This is a genomic window from Mucilaginibacter sp. P4_E8 (assembly GCF_056401495.1).
In genome coordinates this window covers 1-17,457 of the sequence record NZ_JBFUJG010000108.1, presented here as the reverse complement: position 1 = coordinate 17,457, position 17,457 = coordinate 1, and the positions used below count along the sequence as shown (strand labels likewise).

Here is a 17,457-nt window from a genome sequence, read left to right as displayed (position 1 = left end):
GGCCAATACTGCGCAGCAGGTTTACAACGCAGCTGTTCAACGTAAAAAATACCTGCACGGCGAAATGGCCAAAATAAGCCGACAGCTGTGGTCAAAATACTTCGGCCAAAAAACAATGCCAACTGATACACTTGGGCTGGTTAGTGCCATGATAGATACGCTTTCATCAAAACATGTAAAGCCTGATGAATTTCAATCAGCCATTGTACAGCTTATCCCCAAGCTTAACGCTTTTGTGAAAGCTAAGGACCTGGTTACGCTTGATCCTTCAAAACCGTTGGTTATACGTAAAGAACCTGGCTACATGGCCGGGGTTGCGGGTGCGTCTATGAGCGCTCCGGGTCCTTATGATAAAGGGGGTAACTCTTATTACAACGTGGGCAGCCTGGCTGGCTGGAGCCCTGAAAAGGCAGAGAGCTACCTGCGCGAATACAATCAATACATTATTCAAATATTGAGCATTCATGAGGCTGTTCCCGGACATTATGTGCAGGGTGTTTACGCCAACAAAGCGCCAAGTATCATCAAATCGGTATTTGGTAACGGGGCCATGAACGAAGGCTGGGCAGTATATGCTGAGGAAATGATGCTTGATAGTGGCTACGGCAACAAAGAGCCCGAAATGAGGTTGATGTGGTATAAATGGCACCTGCGCTCGGTTTGCAATACCATATTAGATTATAGCGTACACAGCGGCAACATGACCAAAGAGCAAGCTGTTAAAATGCTTACCGCCGAAGCTTTTCAGCAACAGGCCGAAGCTGAAGGTAAATGGAAAAGGGTAAGTGTTAGCAGTGTGCAGTTAACCAGTTATTATACTGGCTATAAAGAGATAGTTGACCTGCGCGATGCCTACAAAACCAAAATGGGCGACAAATACAAACTGAAGGAGTTTAACGAGAAGTTTTTAAGCTATGGCAGTGCGCCGGTTAAATTTATAAAAGAAGCCATGTTGGCTAAGCCGCCAGTGAGTAAGTAGTACACATGAGCATAGCGAAGAACCTGTAAGCGTGATGGGAGATTAATTAAATGCACCCTTGTGTAACTAATCTCTTACTTTCTGTCTCAAACATAGCATCTATTTTTAAATTTGAAGCATGAGTATCCGGGTACAATCATTAACAAAAATTTATGGCGGGCAAAAAGCGGTTGATGACATCAGCTTTAATGCCGGGCCCGGCGTTTTGGGATTTTTAGGGCCAAATGGTGCAGGTAAATCAACCACCATGAAAATACTTACCTGCTTTATTCCGCAAACCTCTGGTACGGCTTCGGTATGTGGGTTTGATGTAGTTACCCGGCCTTTGGATGTACGCCGTCACATAGGCTATCTGCCCGAAAGTAATCCCCTTTATTTAGATATGTATGTAAAGGAGTCGCTTGGCTTTATTGCAGGAATCCACAAGATACAAGAACCGGAAAAACGCATAGCCTGTATTATTGAGCAAACCGGGCTTGGTCCCGAACAGCATAAAAAAATAGCACAGTTATCCAAGGGTTACCGCCAAAGGGTAGGGCTGGCACAGGCCATTCTGCATGATCCAGATGTGCTGATCCTGGACGAACCAACCTCCGGTCTTGATCCAAACCAGTTGATCGGCATCCGCCAATTGATCCTTGATCTGGGTAAAACAAAAACCATCATCCTGTCAACCCATATTATGCAGGAAGTTGAGGCGGTGTGCAATAAAGTGATCATCATTAACAAAGGAAAAATTGTGGCCGATGATACCCTGCAAAACTTGCGGAGTGAGCATAATGACAGCACACTGGAACAGATATTTATATCGCTAACGAGTAGTAATTAATACTATTTCATTCTAATTAATAATGTTTTACTTTTGAGGAAAATTAAAACCTTATCAATTATGAAAAAAATTCTATTAGCTCTCCTGCTAACAGCGGGCTCTTTCTTTACCTGTTTAGCACAATCAAATCCCGGTAAATTTAGTATTGGACTTGAAGGCGGTTTACCAGTTGGCGACTACAGTGACCTGTACAAGTTTGGCATAGGCGGCTCGCTTAAGTACGATTTACCAGTTGCCCCCAATTTTTACGTTACATTTTCTGCCGGGTACAGTAATTTCCAAATTAAGGACGAAGCCAAAGAATTATTGCGTTTTTTTGGCAGCAACCAGTCGTCATCAGGTTTTGTTCCGTTAAAAATAGGTGGTAAATACTATTTTAATAAAGGTTTTTTTGGTGAAGCACAAGTTGGCGCCGCTATAGCTACTGCAAGTGGTGGCGGTACTGCATTTGCCTACTCCCCAGGTATTGGCTATACTTTTGATGGTGGCTTTGAAGCCGGTGTGCGTTATGAAGCCTGGTCAAAAAGTGGCAGCACTTTTGGGCAATTTGGATTGCGTTTAGCTTATTGTTTCAGATAAATATAATACGCTATATCTTATTGTTTATAATATTTATTGCAGAATTAGTAACGTTTTGTGATAATAACTGTCAATATACCTAAACCACAGTGAAACAATAACCTTGTTATACTGTATTATAAACATTACAAAAACCTTAAATTATGAAAAAAATTCTATTGGCCTTATTAATCTTAGGCGGCACAGCATTTGCAACTTTCGCACAGTCTAAGGACGGCGGCAAATTTAGTATCGGTTTTGAAGCCGGTTTACCTGTGGGCGATGCACACAATGTTTATAGTTCTGTATTTGGTGGGTCACTTAAATACGAACTTCCAATTGCAGAAAGTACTTTCTTTACACTTTCTGCCGGTTACAATTCATTCCAGGTTAAAAGTGAATTAAAAGATTTGGGATTTGAAAAATCAGATGGGGCTATTCCTTTAAAAGCGGGTATCAAGTATTACTTTGATCGAGGTTTTTTTGCTGAAGGTCAGTTAGGTGCTGCATTTTCTACTCAAAGCGGCGGCGGTACTGCATTTGTTTATGCTCCTGGTATAGGTTATACCTTTGATGGTGGCTTTGAAGCCGGCGTTCGTTATGAAGGTTGGTCGCATAATGGAACTATCAGTCAGGTTGGTTTGCGTTTGGCTTACCGTTTTTAACGAGCGGATCATAAGGAAAGCCCGGAGGTATTAACTCCGGGCTTTTTCGTTTACCAACCGCTTTGCTTTAGCACAATAATATTGTAATTTCGGCGCTCAACTCCAGATTAAAAAAGTGCTTAGCATCCTTAAAAAAGAAATCACATCATACCTTAGTTCGCTGGTAGCTTACGTTACCATTGGCGTGTTTTTATTGGTGCTGGGCCTGTTTTTGTGGGTGTTTCCAGATTCAAGCATTTTAGATTATGGCTATGCCGGCCTGGAAAGCCTGTTCAGTACGGCGCCTTACCTGTTCATGTTCCTGATACCGGCCATCACCATGCGCTCACTGGCCGAGGAACGTAAGGAAGGTACCTTTGAATTACTTTTTACACGCCCTCTTACCGACTGGCAAATCATACTTGGAAAATACTTTGCCGCTGTACTGCTGATACTTTTTGCCCTGATGCCTACGCTGGTTTACTATTTTTCGGTAAGTACATTGGGTACACCACAAGGCAATATTGATACCGGGGCGGTTATAGGCTCATACATCGGTTTATTTTTATTGGGCGCAGCATTTGCTGCTATTGGCCTGTTCGCATCTTCGGTAACCAAAAACCAGATCATTGCCTTTACCATCGCGGTGTTTTTGTGTTTCTTTTTTTACAGTGGGTTTGATTCATTAAGCCAGCTATTATCCTTGCAGGATCTGGGTCTGCAAAACCTGGGCACCACTGAGCATTATCAATCTGTAAGCCGTGGGGTACTGGATACCCGCGACCTGGCTTATTTTATAATTGTTACCGGTATATATATATGGTTTACGTTGTTTGTTATCATCCGTCAGCGTAAAAAGAAGCTGCTTACAACTACGATGCTGGGATACACAGGCATTTTGTTGATCATTGCGTTTATCTCCAATATTGCTTTTACTCGTTTTGATTTTACTACCGAAAAGCGTTATACCATATCACCCATCAGCAAACAGATCATGGATAGCTTGCTGCAGCCGGTAAAGGTTACGGTTTATTTGCAGGGCAATAATTTCCCGGCAGGATTTAAACGCTTGCAGGGTGCTACACGCGATATGCTGAGCGATCTGCAGGCTTACAGCCACCGTAAATTACAATTTGAATTTGTTGACCCTTTGAAAGGGCAAAGCCAGGAACAGCAGAATAGTACTTTACAAAACTTGTCAGATAAAGGATTGACACCTCAAACATGGAGTTTCAAAACAGATGATGGTGTAGTTCAAAAGGTATTGGTTTCATCGGCATTGGTTGTTTCGGGCGGGAAAGAAATTGCTGTAAATTTATTACAGCGTCGTATAGGCCTTTCTGATGATGAGTCTATAAACAACTCTATTCAAAATCTGGAATACGCTTTTTCATCTGCCATAAAAAAAGCTATCAGTGGCGGGAAGCCCATTATAGGATTTACGGAAGGGCATAATGAACTCACTGATTTGCAATTGCATTATGCGATGAAAGATTTAGCGGATGGGTACGAGGTTGGCAGGGTTGATTTGGCAACTATTCCGTTTAAAGGGCTGATGCAGTTAAAGCTGCTGGTGATCCCTAAACCTGATAAGAAATTCACCGAGCTGGAAAAATTTAAGCTCGATCAGTACATTATGCGTGGGGRCCGTGTACTGTGGGCCATTGACCAGGTAAACGCCGAATTGGATAGTTTGCGCGGCCATGGTGGCGAGCAGCTGGCCTTCGCCAAACAGCTGAACCTTGATGATCAGTTGTTTCGCTATGGGGTACGTATCAATTATGATCTGATTGCCGATATGAATTGTTCGCAAATACCGGTAAGTACCGGTAGTGTAGGCGGGCAGGCACAAATACAAATGCTGCCCTGGCTGTTTTACCCGGTTTTTATCCCCATGTCCAAACACCCGGTGGTGAAAAACCTGGATGGTATCAGCAGTGAGTTTGCCAGTACCATCGATCTGCTGGAAACAAAAAATATTAAAAAAACGGTGCTGCTTACTTCATCGCCATATAATAAAAAGATGAGCGCCCCACATGTACTGTCGTTACAGGCGCTGGAGCAGGAGCCAAACCCTAAAGAATTTCAAAGCCTACCCAAAACCGTTGGCGTATTACTGGAAGGTGAATTTATATCCAACTGGCGCAACAGGCCGCTGCCCGAAGGACTTAATGAGCAGGTTGCCATACAGCCCGGAAGCAAACCCACCAAAATGATTGTGATCAGTGACGGTGATATCCTGAAAAACCAGGTAGGTACCGATGGTTCGCCTTACCCGCTGGGTTATGACCATTATACACAGCAAACCTATGGCAATAAAAACCTGTTGCTTAACATTGCTGATTATATGACCGACGATTCGGGCTTGATAGCTCTGCGAACCAAGGAGGTAAAGATGCGCCTGCTTAACCGGGCCCGCATACGCAACGAGAAAATGTACTGGCAGTTCGTGAACACCGCCGGACCGTTGATTTTAGTGTTAATATGTGCTATTTTTCAACATTATATTCGTAAGCGGAAGTATGCCCATTAAATTTTTATATTTTTGGTAACCATTAGCCTCACCCTGCCCTCTCCAGAGGAGAGGGTTCAAAAAAGGAAGAGTTAAAGTCCTCTCCTTTGGAGAGGATTTAGGTGAGGCTTAATTTTATATTTTTGATTGATTAAATAGACCCATATGAGATTTATTGTTTCTACATCAACATTACTCAAACAACTGCAAGCAGTAAGCGGCGCTTTAAGTAACAGTACCGTGTTGCCTATACTGGAAAACTTTTTGTTCGAGATAAAGGATGGAAACTTAACCATTTCTGCAACCGATCTGCAAACCAGCATGACTACCTCCTTGCCAGTTGAAGCTAAGGAGAACGGCCGTATTGCCATACCATCGCGTATTTTATTAGAGACACTAAAATCGTTACCGGAACAACCAGTAGCTTTTTCTGTAGATGATAACACGTTTGCTATTGAAATTAACGCAGGCGACGGAAAGTACAAGCTGAGCGGCGAGAATGGCGAAGATTTCCCCAAAATACCGGTAGTTGAGAACGCATCGTCAGTAAATTTGCCGGCCTCGGTTTTGGCCGAAGCTATAAACAAAACTATTTTTGCGGTGAGTAATGATGAACTGCGCCCGGCCATGACTGGTGTTTATTGCCAGTTAAGTACACAGCACCTTACTTTTGTAGCCACCGATGCCCATAAGCTGGTACGTTATCGCCGTAAGGATGCAAAAGCTGCAAGTACAACATCGTTTATATTACCTAAAAAAGCGTTAACGCTGCTTAAATCATCATTACCAACTGATGATGTGAATGTATCTGTAGAGTATAACTCAACCAGCGCGTTTTTTAAATTTGGCAACATTAACCTGGTTTGCCGTTTAATTGATGAGCGTTACCCTGATTACGAAGCCGTAATACCACAAACCAATCCAAATAAATTAAGTATTGACAGGCTTACCTTCCTGGGGTCGTTAAATCGTGTGGCTATTTATGCCAACAAAACCACGCACCAGGTAAGGCTTAAAATTAATGGCAGTGAGCTCAATATATCGTCAGAAGATATTGATTTTGCAAACGAAGCGCATGAGCGTTTAAGCTGTCAGTATGAAGGCGAAGACATGGAAATTGGCTTTAATGCACGTTTTTTAATAGAAATGTTGAAGAATTTAAGTTGCGAAGAGGTATCTTTGGAAATGTCGACACCTAACCGTGCCGGATTATTGCTGCCACAGGGCGGCGATGAGAACGAAGATGTGCTGATGCTGGTTATGCCGGTTATGCTCAATAGTTATGCTTAAGTGTAAACTTAAATTATAAATCCAAAATCGAGTCCGGGCTTTAAAAACCGGACTTTTTTGTTCGCCGGGATAACAAAAATTACAGTAAGCAGTTATATAGCTTATAATTATATATGAATATCAGGGTTAAAGCTTTGTTTATTGTTGCAGCTGTTGCATACATCATATCGTCATGTAAAAAAAATGACGATAAACCTCAGGTTACAAATACTACCAATCTTAATGTAGTTAATGCGTCATTAAACACCATTAACTACTATATTAATGGTACCAGGATCAATAATACAACAAGCTACTACCCCGGCGGGACACTCGGTTACGTACCTGTAATTGCAGGGACTCAAAATTATCAGGTTAAAATTGCTGGCAATACAAACCCGCTTTTTACCAAGCCGTTAACGCTTGATTCTGGTAAGTATTATTCGTTATATGTGGCTGGTCAAACTGCTGATGATGCCTTTTTAACCCACGACGTGCTGCAGACCGATACTAATGACAATGCATTAGTTAGGTTTGTAAATGCTTCGCCTGATTCTGGCCCTTTGGTTGTAGCGTTTGAAGGAACAAGCGCGACAAATACTATTTTGGATACTATTAAATTTAATAATGTGACTTATAAAACATCAACCGATTTTATAAGAATAAAAGGAGGATTTATACATAATGTTAGTGTTTACCAGGCATCATCGCCCTTAAACCCTAAACGCGACACTACCATAACGCTTAACGCCGGACAAATTTATACCTTATTTACTTATGGCTCAGTTAAGACAGCAGGCAACCAGGGACTAAACACCCACTTAATAATTAATCAATAAAAATATATAATGGCTACTCAAAATAAAAGCAGCTTACTGGTTTCATTATTTTTGGTCACTGCGGGTATTTTACTGTTTCCGTTCATATCATCATGCGGTAAAGGTGCAAATGCCAATTCATCGGGGCTAAATACGCAATTGCAGATCGTTAATTTAAGTCCGGATGCGGGGCCATTAAATTTATACCTGAACTTTATTAAGGAGAGCACCGCTACTTATACTTATCCTACCAATTCCGGTTATTTTTTTCTGTCAACACTGCAGCCACCAATACAATTCCGTACAGCCGTAACGTCTCCGGTAAACGTACTTACCATTGATAGCACATTAAAAGCCAATGCTAAATATACCCTGTTTATTACCGGCTACAAGGGTGATAAAGAAGGCTCTATAAAAAACTCTATTTTATCGCTTGATACTGCAACCCTGCCAACATTGGGGCGAGGGAAGATAAGATTTGCCCATACCTCGCCATCATCACCAAACCTTGATCTGTGGGCTAATGATACCCAGGCGTTTAATAATTTACCTTTTGATTCAATATCTACATACATTGAGTTGCCCGTAGGGAATTATAACTTCACTATAAACGCACATAATATTCCCACAGTAGTTCAAACCACTATTCCAAATGTAACCATACAGGATGGCTGGGCTTATACTATTTATACGCAAGGCATTGTGGGCCGTACAGATTCGGTTGCGTTTGGCGCGGCTGTACTGTCAAATAATTTACTTCTTAAGACCACTCAGTAGCAGCTATTCTTTTTATATTCCTATTTTAGCCAAAATTTTAAGAACCGTGGAAGTAATTAAAACCATTATCGACTTTATACTACATATTGATGTTCATTTGAGCCAGATAACGCGAGATTACCAGGGCTGGACATACCTCATCCTGTTTGCCATAATTTTTGCTGAAACCGGTTTTGTTGTTACCCCATTTTTACCCGGCGACTCCTTATTATTTGCAGCAGGGGCTCTGATAGCAACCGGTCAAACCGGCTTAGATATTACCTTAATTGCTATATTACTGGTAGTAGCGGCCTTTACGGGTAATACGATTAACTATTTGCTGGGTAATTATTTAGGGCCCAAAGTTTTTAAGGAAAATAACAAGATATTAAAGTTAGAATACTACCTGAATACCAAAGCGTTTTTTGATAAGCATGGCGGTAAAGCGGTTATATTCAGCCGTTTTTTACCTATTATCAGAACCATAGCGCCCTTTGTGGCAGGAGTTGGCCGTATGCCATTTTTACGTTACAGTTTATACAATATTGTGGGGGGTATAGCCTGGGTACTTAGTTTTTTGTTCATCGGGTTCTTTTTTGGGAACATCCCGGTTATAAAACAAAACTTTACCCTGGTAGTAATGGCCATTATATTGATTTCTGTAGTTCCGCCAATTTATGCTGCTATAAAAAGCAAGACCAATAAAAAAGCTGAGGTTAAATAATCACAAATAAGCCACTTGTTTTTACCCCGGGACATTATTTAGTTACCAGGTAAGTGCATTTTCCGGTTTTGTATAAAGCCTCTTCACGTTGCAGGTTTTTCCTTTGATCGGGATTCATAGGTTGTTTTATCAATTTATCAAGATCGGGTTGCCCGGCATCAACCCAGGCCGAATACCAGAAACTCCCAACCGAAAGTATGGATGCCCGCATTTGCCGCTCAACCATTCCCTTCAGCATTTTTTGATAGGCCTGGCTATAAGCAACCGAATAATCATTGATCTCCTTTTTGCCATGCAGTACAAGGCCGTATTTTTTATCGGCCGGGAAAGTTTTACTGAGCATGCGCTCAAAACGTAATACTGTATCGATACTTTTAAACGAAACCCTGCAAATTTTAAAAGCCTCGGCCAGCGGATTTTCAATATAGCGGGCCTTGCCTACAAAATAATTATAACGGTTGCCAAACAGTTCGGGTAGGCGGCTTTCCCATAGTGCATGTATACCGGTTTGACCTGTGAGTTGCCCATTATAGTTTTCGGTAAGGTGCAATGGTACGTGCGCGTCGGCAATATAATGGCCCAGGTTGGCCGATGTAGTGAGTATGGCCGTAGTATCATGTGCTTTAAAGGCACGTACAAGTTTGTAATACTGGTATTGAATGGTCCACGGAACGGTACCATATTTATCCAGTGTATCGGCCGAATATTTAGCAGCAGCATTCGCCCATTTCTGGGGCATCGCGGCAAATGGTTTTTTACCATAATGGTCGGCATCAAAAAAATGCCTTGGGGCCTCCAATGAATCCACGTAACGTCGTTTATCAGCACTAACGGCGTGCTGGGTTATAAATTCGATATTGTTCTTATAAAAGCCAGCCATAGCTTTAGGCAATGTAAAAACTGCCAGTCGGTTTATGCGGTAATGCGCAAAGAAACCCCATGATGAGCAAAGCAGGAGCAGGCAAATGCACGATATACTTAATATGATGCGGCGCTTCATGAGGGCTTTAAGTTTGGATTGATAAGTTTTGGGTTTTTTATTGCCGGCATGTTTTGCTATCTATTGAAATTATAGGGTATACTTATCTCTGAGTTGTATGCTTATCCTGTTGGCTTCGTTAATAATGCTGTCCGGAAAACCAAGCCCTTGTAAAACGGCTATACCGTTCCGGGTTTTAAGCAGACCCTCCTTAATTTTATAATCAAATACCAGGCGGTTATCTCCAATAAGTTCTTCAAAGGAAAAAACCTTATAATCTTCGCCCAGCAGCTCGGCCAGTTCCAGATCGTGGGTTGATACCAGAACAAAGCTTTTATTTTCAATAAAGTAGGAGAGCACCGCCTTGGCTGCAGCAATTCTTTCAATAGTGTTAGTACCCCTAAAAATTTCATCAATAATAACCAGGCTGCTAATGGGTTTACTTGCGGTGGCCGCGGCAATAATGTTTTTTACCGATAATGCCTCGGCCTGGAAATAGCTTTTGTGGCTGTCCATATCATCACTCATGTTAATGCTGGTAAATATTTTTAGCGGTGGCGCACTATAAGCACTTGCAAAACTGGTATTAATGGTTTGCGATAGCAGGGCATTTACAGCAATGGCCCTGATGAATGTTGTTTTGCCCGACATGTTTGACCCGGTGATTAGTACGCCTTGCCTGCTATCAATACTGATGGAGTTAGCTACGCAGTTTTCAATAAGCGGATGATACAGCTCCTTTACCATAATGCTCTCGCTGCCGGTTAAAAACTTAGGTTTGCAATAATGCACAGCGCCTGCCCTTACCGACTGTATGGAAATAGCCATATCAACCCGGGCCACTGCTTCATAAAGTAATTTAATATGATCAAGGTATTTATTAACGCGGCTTATCGAAAACAAAAATACCAGTGGTTCAATCAGCAAAAACATTTTTAGCCATTCGGTTATCAGGTAAGCCATATCCGTAGGATCAACAGCTGCTTTATTTTGTAGGTTGATAAAGTTTAGCGATTTTTTTAGCCTGGCTAAATTGATCAGGCTCTTGCTAATCTGCTCATCGTTTTCAAACAGGTGGTTATCTGCAAGCCATTTACCCACATTGTTTAAAATTAAAAGCTGTGGTAGCGAGTGAGTATAGCTTAACATTTTAGTTTTATTGCTATAATGGATAATTACGTTGGCAATAATCAATATGAAAGCAGCTATTAATGCAAACTGATTAGGAACCATAAACAAGCTCGCTATAAACAATATAGTTAAAGGCGGCGCTACGCGGATGTACAATTTCACCAGCGGGCTAAAAAAGGATTCCTGCGTTTTGCTGAATAGCTGGGGCAGGTAATAGGCATCGCTGTTACCTAATTCAGATAGTTTTAGTTCGGTGAGTTCTCTTAGCGTTTGGTTGCTATTGATATGCGCTATCTGTTGTTCAAGAATATTGAAATGGTTTTCAGAGATCTCTGGCGAGTGCAATTTTTTATACAGGTATTGCTGGCCGGGTTTGGAGTTGGTACGGTCTATATAGCCAAATACGCCATCCACATCAAGGTCGGTGGCTGTATTGGCTTTTATATCACTCCCGTTTTCGTAAGCGGTTAAATAGGCACCTATCAGTTTAAAGTTTCGGTAAACATCTTTGGGCTTGCCCCACTGCTCTTTTATTTCGATAAGTTTTTTATTTTTTAAATGGCGGCTTTTTACAAAGCCGGTTATTAATAATAGGATAGCAATAATTAATAAGCCTAATAACCAATAAAACATATTTAAAAGTAGTATTAAAATCAATAAGCCGTGAAACAGGAATTAATTTTTTACTTTCAGGCCTTAAACAAATTGTTATGCAGGCTCCCAAAGCGCTATTATTTGATCTGGACGGTACTTTAATAGATTCTGAATTTTTTCATTTTGAATGCTGGAACGAGATTTTGGAAGAGTTTGACGCTAAACTAACCTATGAAGACTGGCTTAATAATTATGCAGGAGTGCCGATGCCGGCCAATGCAGGTCGTCTGATTGAAAAATTTGGTATTGTTACCCCGCTGCCAGAGCTAATTAAAAAAAGAGAAAAGCTAACACTTGAGCGCCTAAAAACCAAAGATGTTAACCTGATGCCTTATGTTGCCGATGTGCTGGAGTATTTTCAACAGAAAAATTTAACGCTTGCCCTGGTAACATCAAGCCCGCGGCAGGACGTGGAGGCGGTTTTTGAAAGAAATGGCTTAGGCAAATATTTTAAGCTGATCATAACCAGAACCGAGGTAGCCAAAAGTAAACCTGATCCTGAAAGCTATAATGTTTGTGTTGAAAAACTGGGCTTAAAAAAAGAGGAGTGTTTAGTTTTTGAGGATACTATAAACGGCATTAGATCGGCTAAGGCTGCGGGGCTAACCTGTTTTGCTATTCAAAACAATACAGATGAGCATCACAAACTAACCATAGCCGATAAACTGTTCCTGGATTTTAATGAGGTAAAAGATTACCTGGTTCAAAGTGGTTTGATAGTATAACGGTATTGACGGTAACCGCCTCATTTTAAATTTAAAAAACCACTTGCATATTTAAATTTATCAACCTATATTTGCAGTCCTTAAAATAAATAGAAAAAAGAATAACAAAGCTATACAATGGCAAATCATAAATCGTCTTTAAAAAGAATCAGGTCAAACGCTGCGAAGCGTTTACGTAACAGGTACCAGGCTAAAACAACCAGGAACGCTATTAAAAAATTAAGAGGCACAACCACTAAAGCTGATGCAAGTGCACTGTTAGTTAAAGTGATCTCTAWGTTAGACCGTTTGGCTAAAAAGAATGTTATTCACAAAAACAAAGCTTCAAACAATAAATCGAAGCTTACAAAATTTGTAAACGGCTTAAGCTAATTTATAGCTTCAAAATATTAAAAGGGGATTGTGCCATGGCATGATCCCTTTTTTTGTTTGCCCGTTTTTGCATACTTTAATGCCGTGGAAAACTACAAAGACAATATCAGTATAAAATCATGGGCCGAAGAAGATCGCCCGCGCGAGAAACTGAGCAGCCAGGGCCGCCGGGCATTAACAGATGCCGAACTGATGGCGATCCTCATTGGCTCGGGTAGCCGCAATGAAACCGCCGTTGAACTGAGCAAACGCATTCTGCATCATTATGAAAATGATCTGAACAAGCTGGGCAAAGCTTCCATAAGTGAACTTTCAAAATTTAAGGGGATAGGAGAGGCTAAGGCTATATCCATCATAGCCGCGCTTGAAATAGGTCGGCGCCGTAACGACACCGAAACTAAGGCCATAGAGTACATTACTGCCAGTCGCGATGCTTACAATATTATGCGCCGCCACCTGATAGATCTGAATCACGAGGAATTTTGGATCATACTGGTGGGGCGCTCACAAAAGGTATTGGCTAAAGAACTGGTGAGTAAAGGCGGACTATCAGCTACGGTAGCCGATCCTAAAATCATTTTTTATATAGCCCTGCAACAACAGGCCAGCGGCATCATACTGGTACATAACCACCCCTCGGGCAATTTAAAGCCCAGTCATCAGGATATTGATCTTACCAAAAAAATAAGCGCCGCCGGCCGTATGCTGGAGATCAATGTGCTTGACCATCTCATTATTACCGATAATGGATATTATAGCTTTGGGGATGAGGGAATCATTTGAAAAATGAATGATTTTACATTGGCATATTGCATTTCAATATAATAATATTTTATTATATTTAGCTCACCTATTCACTTAGCCCTGTTATGTGTCAGGTTCAATAAAGGCCTTTCAGAAAACTAATGAAATCAACTGTTTGTGTGCTGTTATCAGCATTTTTGATTCTGCTTGGATGTGCTAAAACAAATGACCAGGAAAGCGGACCACAGATTGTTGCCTGGGGCGATAGTTTAACCCTGGGACTTGGCAGTACCGGCGGTGATACCTATCCGGCAATCCTGCAACAGTTATCGTCAATAAAAATACTTAATGAAGGGGTACGTGGCGAAACCAGTACGAGGATATGTGATCGTATGGTGCACACCCCTAAACTTTATAAAGATCCGGTTATTATATGGGCCGGAAGGAACAATTTTATTAACCCTGCGCAGGTAAAAAATGATATTGATACCATGGTTAGCAAATTGGGGCATAACTATTATTTAGTACTGGGGGTTTTAAATGCAGATAGGGCAAACGAACGTAAAGGGCGCCCCTATTATAACATTATAAAAAAGCTAAATAACGATTTGGCGGTTACGTACGGGGATCACTTTATAGATGTACGAACTTACCTGATATCGGAGTACAACCCTAATGACAGTGTGGATCTGAGGAATTTTAATGATGATATACCCCCTCATAGCTTACGGTTTGACGATCTTCACTTAAACAGCCTTGGCTATAGCCGGATGGCCCGGAAAATATATGAGAAGATAGAGGTGCTTAAAGCAGGCTTGTAAGCAATCAATACCTTTTTCCTTTCAGCTTTAACCTTTCAGCCTAAATCGTATCTTTGCCGATTATTATTTCTGAATAATGAAGATATCGTATAACTGGCTTAAAGAATTTATTGATACAGATAAAACTCCCCAGGAAATTTCAATTATCTTAACCGGTACCGGTTTGGAGGTAGAGAGCCTGGAAAAAGTACAATCCATCCCCGGCGGATTAGAAGGCCTGGTAATAGGTTTTGTAAAAGAGTGCGTTCAACACCCCAATGCCGATAGGCTGCGTATCACCAAAGTTGATGTAGGTGGCCCTGAAGGCCTTCAAATTGTTTGCGGCGCTGCTAATGTAGCTGCCGGGCAAAAGGTGGTTGTAGCCACTGTAGGCACTACTGTGTACCCAACAGCCGGCGAGCCATTCAAGATCAATAAATCAAAAATACGTGGTGAAGTATCTGAAGGGATGATTTGCGCCGAGGATGAGATAGGCCTGGGAACTGATCATGCCGGTATCATGGAGCTTGATGCTGATGCCGTAGTAGGCTCATTAGCTAAAGATTACTTTAAGCTGAATGACGATTACATGTACGAAATTGGTTTAACCCCCAACCGCGCCGATGCTGCATCGCATTTAGGTACCGCCCGTGATGTTGCCGCATTTTTAAAAATAGCGATCACCAAACCAGATGTAAGCGCGTTTAAGGTTGACAATAACAACCGGCCTATTGAGGTTGTGGTTGAAAATGAACAGGCAGCGCTGCGTTTTTCGGGCGTAACCATCAGCGGAGTTGAGGTTAAGGAATCACCGCAATGGCTAAAGGAAAGATTGGCCGTGATTGGTATCCGCTCAATCAATAACATTGTGGATGTTACCAACTACGTGCTGCATGAACTGGGACAGCCACTGCATGCTTTTGATGCCGACGAAATAAAAGGTAATAAAATACTGGCTAAAAATTATCCAGAGGGAACAATTTTTAAAACTCTTGACGATGTAGAGCGCAAACTATCTGAACACGACCTGATGATAGGTAATGCCGAGGAGCCTATGAGCATTGCCGGTGTTTTTGGCGGTATTCATTCAGGGATTAAAGCATCAACCAATACCATTTTTATTGAAAGCGCCTATTTTAACCCGGTGTCTATCCGTAAAACAGCAAAAAGGCATGGTTTAAAAACCGATGCATCGTTCAGGTTTGAGCGCGGTACAGATCCGGATATGACCGTATTTGCTTTAAAACGTGCCGCTTTGCTGATGCAGCAGGTTGCCGGTGGCGACGTATCGTCAGAAATAGTTGACCTTTATCCTGCACCAGTTGCTCCGTTTGCTTTTGATGTAACTTATAAAAACATCGACAGGCTGATAGGCAAGGCTATCCCTCATGCAGAAATTAAAGTTATCATTGAGGCTTTGGATATTAAAGTAGTTAACGAGACCGAAGATGGCCTTTCATTGCAGGTGCCACCTTATCGTGTTGATGTAACCCGCGAGGTAGATATTGTTGAGGAGATATTGCGTATTTACGGCTACAACAATATTGAGATACCTACCCAGATCAGGGCATCATTAAACAATTCGCAAAGGCCTGAGAAGGATACGGTGCAGAACCAGTTATCAGACCTGCTTACCGCCAATGGTTTTAATGAGATCCTATCCAATTCGTTAACAAAATCAGTTTATTCAGATAATCTGGAAACAGCTGTGAAGATCCTGAACCCATTAAGCAGCGATCTGGATGTAATGCGCCAAACCATGCTCTATTCAGGACTGGAGGCTATTGCCTATAACCAGAACCGCCGCGCAGCCGATCTGAAATTTTATGAGTTTGGTAAAGTTTACAGTGTAAAGGATGATAAATACAGCGAGGTACAGCGCTTTTCTATATTCATTACCGGTGCCAACGCGGCCGAGCAATGGAACCAAAAGCCCAAGCCCGTATCGTTTTATAACCTGAAAGCTATTGTTGATGGTATTTTGCAGCGATTGAATATAACCGACTATGTAGTGGATGATGCTACCTGCAAAAAAATGGCTTTCGGACTGCAATACATGCTGCATGGTAAACAACTGGTTAAGTTTGGCTCCGTAGCTGCCATTGCTTTGAAAAAAGCGGATATGGATAAAGAGGTATTTTATGCCGATTTTAATTTTGACCTGGTATTATCGGCAGTGCGCAAAAATAAGATTGTTTATGAGGAGGTATCCAAGTTTCCGGCAGTAAGGCGCGATCTTTCCATGCTGATAGATAAAAGCGTTTCATTTGGTCAGTTAAAACAGATTGCTCAAAAAACGGAGCGTAAGCTATTGAAAGAGGTTAGTGTATTTGATGTTTATGAAGGCGACAAACTGCCGGCCGGAAAAAAATCATACGCGCTGAGTTTTGTCATACAGGATATTGAAAAAACCCTTACCGATAAGACCATTGATGCCATTATGCAAAAATTAATTTATAACTTAGGTAAAGAGGCCGGAGCCGAAATCAGGAAATAATTTTTGATTTTGGAGTTCGGAGTTTCGATTTGGGATTTATTTTTAATTTAGAGTTTAGATTTAGAAATTAGAGTTTAGAAAAACATGCCTTCTGTAGCAGAACAATTAAATAAAATTGTAGACAAGACCGAGCGATTAATTGAGCTCTGTGCTGCTTTACAGGAGGAGAATGACCTGTTAAAACTGGAAAGCGAAGCCTTAACTGTTGCCCTTGACGCAAGTAAAGGGAAGACAAAAGAGCTGGAAGAAAAGCTTCGTGTATTGAAGCTTGCAAAATCATTTTCAGAAACAAATGAGAAAAGTCTTGACATAAAGCAAAAAATTAACGACTTTGTGCAAGAAATAGATAAGTGTATTGTATTATTGAAAAAATAGTACAAAAAGTGAAAAGCTCAATGGGAGAAATCTCAATAAAAATAAATATTGCTGACAGGGTTTATCCGTTAAAGGTAAACATGGAGGAGGA

At 41.3% G+C, this 17,457-nt stretch carries 17 protein-coding genes; 15 read left to right on the top strand and 2 right to left on the bottom strand.

Annotated features, from left to right (window positions below; genetic code table 11):
• The 9 genes from AC1DRQ_RS24125 to AC1DRQ_RS24085 form a co-directional block, all read left to right on the top strand.
• On the top strand, window positions 1-979 hold a 979-nt coding region (locus AC1DRQ_RS24125; protein WP_477427591.1), incomplete at its 5' end, for a DUF885 domain-containing protein.
• A 118-nt stretch (window positions 980-1,097) separates the two neighbouring features.
• A complete protein-coding gene (locus tag AC1DRQ_RS24120; RefSeq protein WP_477427589.1) occupies window positions 1,098-1,808 on the top strand; it encodes an ATP-binding cassette domain-containing protein in 711 nt (236 codons plus the stop codon).
• Between the two features lie 60 nt (window positions 1,809-1,868).
• Complete coding sequence (locus tag AC1DRQ_RS24115; RefSeq protein ID WP_477427587.1) at window positions 1,869-2,387, top strand: hypothetical protein; 519 nt, start codon at window positions 1,869-1,871, stop codon at window positions 2,385-2,387.
• Between the two features lie 143 nt (window positions 2,388-2,530).
• Window positions 2,531-3,031, top strand: a complete 501-nt coding sequence (locus tag AC1DRQ_RS24110) for an outer membrane beta-barrel protein (protein ID WP_429394276.1) — start codon at window positions 2,531-2,533, stop codon at window positions 3,029-3,031.
• A 115-nt stretch (window positions 3,032-3,146) separates the two neighbouring features.
• Window positions 3,147-5,543 carry a gliding motility-associated ABC transporter substrate-binding protein GldG gene (gene gldG / locus AC1DRQ_RS24105; RefSeq protein WP_477427584.1) on the top strand — a complete coding sequence of 799 codons (2,397 nt, stop codon included), beginning with the start codon at window positions 3,147-3,149 and terminating at the stop codon, window positions 5,541-5,543.
• A gap of 144 nt (window positions 5,544-5,687) precedes the next feature.
• Window positions 5,688-6,812, top strand: coding sequence for a DNA polymerase III subunit beta (gene dnaN, locus AC1DRQ_RS24100; RefSeq protein ID WP_429394283.1), 1,125 nt, complete (start codon window positions 5,688-5,690; stop codon window positions 6,810-6,812).
• Between the two features lie 113 nt (window positions 6,813-6,925).
• Window positions 6,926-7,630 (top strand): DUF4397 domain-containing protein, encoded by a 705-nt coding sequence (locus AC1DRQ_RS24095; RefSeq protein ID WP_477427581.1) that lies wholly within the window; start codon window positions 6,926-6,928, stop codon window positions 7,628-7,630.
• A gap of 9 nt (window positions 7,631-7,639) precedes the next feature.
• The gene (locus AC1DRQ_RS24090) at window positions 7,640-8,386 is read left to right on the top strand and encodes a DUF4397 domain-containing protein (RefSeq protein WP_477427579.1); all 747 of its coding nucleotides are present in this window, start codon (window positions 7,640-7,642) and stop codon (window positions 8,384-8,386) included.
• Between the two features lie 46 nt (window positions 8,387-8,432).
• Window positions 8,433-9,089 carry a DedA family protein gene (locus tag AC1DRQ_RS24085; protein WP_477427577.1) on the top strand — a complete coding sequence of 219 codons (657 nt, stop codon included), beginning with the start codon at window positions 8,433-8,435 and terminating at the stop codon, window positions 9,087-9,089.
• Window positions 9,090-9,123: 34 nt separating this feature from the next.
• Here the strand turns inward: AC1DRQ_RS24085 and AC1DRQ_RS24080 are convergent, their stop codons facing one another.
• Both AC1DRQ_RS24080 and AC1DRQ_RS24075 read right to left on the bottom strand, forming a co-directional pair.
• Window positions 9,124-10,089 (bottom strand): zinc dependent phospholipase C family protein, encoded by a 966-nt coding sequence (locus AC1DRQ_RS24080; RefSeq protein ID WP_477427575.1) that lies wholly within the window; start codon window positions 10,087-10,089, stop codon window positions 9,124-9,126.
• A gap of 69 nt (window positions 10,090-10,158) precedes the next feature.
• Window positions 10,159-11,832 (bottom strand): MutS-related protein, encoded by a 1,674-nt coding sequence (locus AC1DRQ_RS24075; RefSeq protein WP_477427573.1) that lies wholly within the window; start codon window positions 11,830-11,832, stop codon window positions 10,159-10,161.
• A gap of 77 nt (window positions 11,833-11,909) precedes the next feature.
• On the opposite strand from AC1DRQ_RS24075, the gene AC1DRQ_RS24070 reads away from it, so the two are divergent.
• The 6 genes from AC1DRQ_RS24070 (at window position 11,910) to AC1DRQ_RS24045 (ending at window position 17,366) form a co-directional block, all read left to right on the top strand.
• Window positions 11,910-12,578, top strand: a complete 669-nt coding sequence (locus tag AC1DRQ_RS24070; RefSeq protein ID WP_477427570.1) for an HAD family hydrolase — start codon at window positions 11,910-11,912, stop codon at window positions 12,576-12,578.
• 117 nt (window positions 12,579-12,695) lie between these two features.
• Window positions 12,696-12,950 carry a 30S ribosomal protein S20 gene (rpsT, locus tag AC1DRQ_RS24065; protein WP_477427568.1) on the top strand — a complete coding sequence of 85 codons (255 nt, stop codon included), beginning with the start codon at window positions 12,696-12,698 and terminating at the stop codon, window positions 12,948-12,950.
• Between the two features lie 84 nt (window positions 12,951-13,034).
• On the top strand, window positions 13,035-13,733 hold the full coding sequence (radC, locus tag AC1DRQ_RS24060; RefSeq protein WP_429394301.1) for a RadC family protein: 699 nt from the start codon (window positions 13,035-13,037) through the stop codon (window positions 13,731-13,733).
• A gap of 122 nt (window positions 13,734-13,855) precedes the next feature.
• Window positions 13,856-14,515 (top strand): SGNH/GDSL hydrolase family protein, encoded by a 660-nt coding sequence (locus AC1DRQ_RS24055; protein ID WP_477427566.1) that lies wholly within the window; start codon window positions 13,856-13,858, stop codon window positions 14,513-14,515.
• Window positions 14,516-14,591: 76 nt separating this feature from the next.
• Window positions 14,592-16,991 (top strand): phenylalanine--tRNA ligase subunit beta, encoded by a 2,400-nt coding sequence (pheT, locus tag AC1DRQ_RS24050; protein ID WP_477427564.1) that lies wholly within the window; start codon window positions 14,592-14,594, stop codon window positions 16,989-16,991.
• An 84-nt stretch (window positions 16,992-17,075) separates the two neighbouring features.
• Window positions 17,076-17,366 carry a hypothetical protein gene (locus tag AC1DRQ_RS24045; RefSeq protein ID WP_429394306.1) on the top strand — a complete coding sequence of 97 codons (291 nt, stop codon included), beginning with the start codon at window positions 17,076-17,078 and terminating at the stop codon, window positions 17,364-17,366.
• The last annotated feature ends 91 nt before the right edge of the window (window positions 17,367-17,457 follow it).

Excerpts from the sequence above, each read along its gene's own strand:
- AC1DRQ_RS24120 (WP_477427589.1), top strand. The coding sequence starts at position 1,098 with ATGAGTATCCGGGTACAATCATTAACAAAAATTTATGGCGGGCAAAAA.
- AC1DRQ_RS24115 (WP_477427587.1), top strand. The coding sequence starts at position 1,869 with ATGAAAAAAATTCTATTAGCTCTCCTGCTAACAGCGGGCTCTTTCTTT.
- AC1DRQ_RS24110 (WP_429394276.1), top strand. The coding sequence starts at position 2,531 with ATGAAAAAAATTCTATTGGCCTTATTAATCTTAGGCGGCACAGCATTT.
- dnaN (WP_429394283.1), top strand. The coding sequence starts at position 5,688 with ATGAGATTTATTGTTTCTACATCAACATTACTCAAACAACTGCAAGCA.
- AC1DRQ_RS24095 (WP_477427581.1), top strand. The coding sequence starts at position 6,926 with ATGAATATCAGGGTTAAAGCTTTGTTTATTGTTGCAGCTGTTGCATAC.
- AC1DRQ_RS24090 (WP_477427579.1), top strand. The coding sequence starts at position 7,640 with ATGGCTACTCAAAATAAAAGCAGCTTACTGGTTTCATTATTTTTGGTC.
- AC1DRQ_RS24080 (WP_477427575.1), bottom strand. The coding sequence starts at position 10,089 with ATGAAGCGCCGCATCATATTAAGTATATCGTGCATTTGCCTGCTCCTG.
- AC1DRQ_RS24075 (WP_477427573.1), bottom strand. The coding sequence starts at position 11,832 with ATGTTTTATTGGTTATTAGGCTTATTAATTATTGCTATCCTATTATTA.
- AC1DRQ_RS24070 (WP_477427570.1), top strand. The coding sequence starts at position 11,910 with ATGCAGGCTCCCAAAGCGCTATTATTTGATCTGGACGGTACTTTAATA.
- AC1DRQ_RS24055 (WP_477427566.1), top strand. The coding sequence starts at position 13,856 with ATGAAATCAACTGTTTGTGTGCTGTTATCAGCATTTTTGATTCTGCTT.
- pheT (WP_477427564.1), top strand. The coding sequence starts at position 14,592 with ATGAAGATATCGTATAACTGGCTTAAAGAATTTATTGATACAGATAAA.
- AC1DRQ_RS24045 (WP_429394306.1), top strand. The coding sequence starts at position 17,076 with ATGCCTTCTGTAGCAGAACAATTAAATAAAATTGTAGACAAGACCGAG.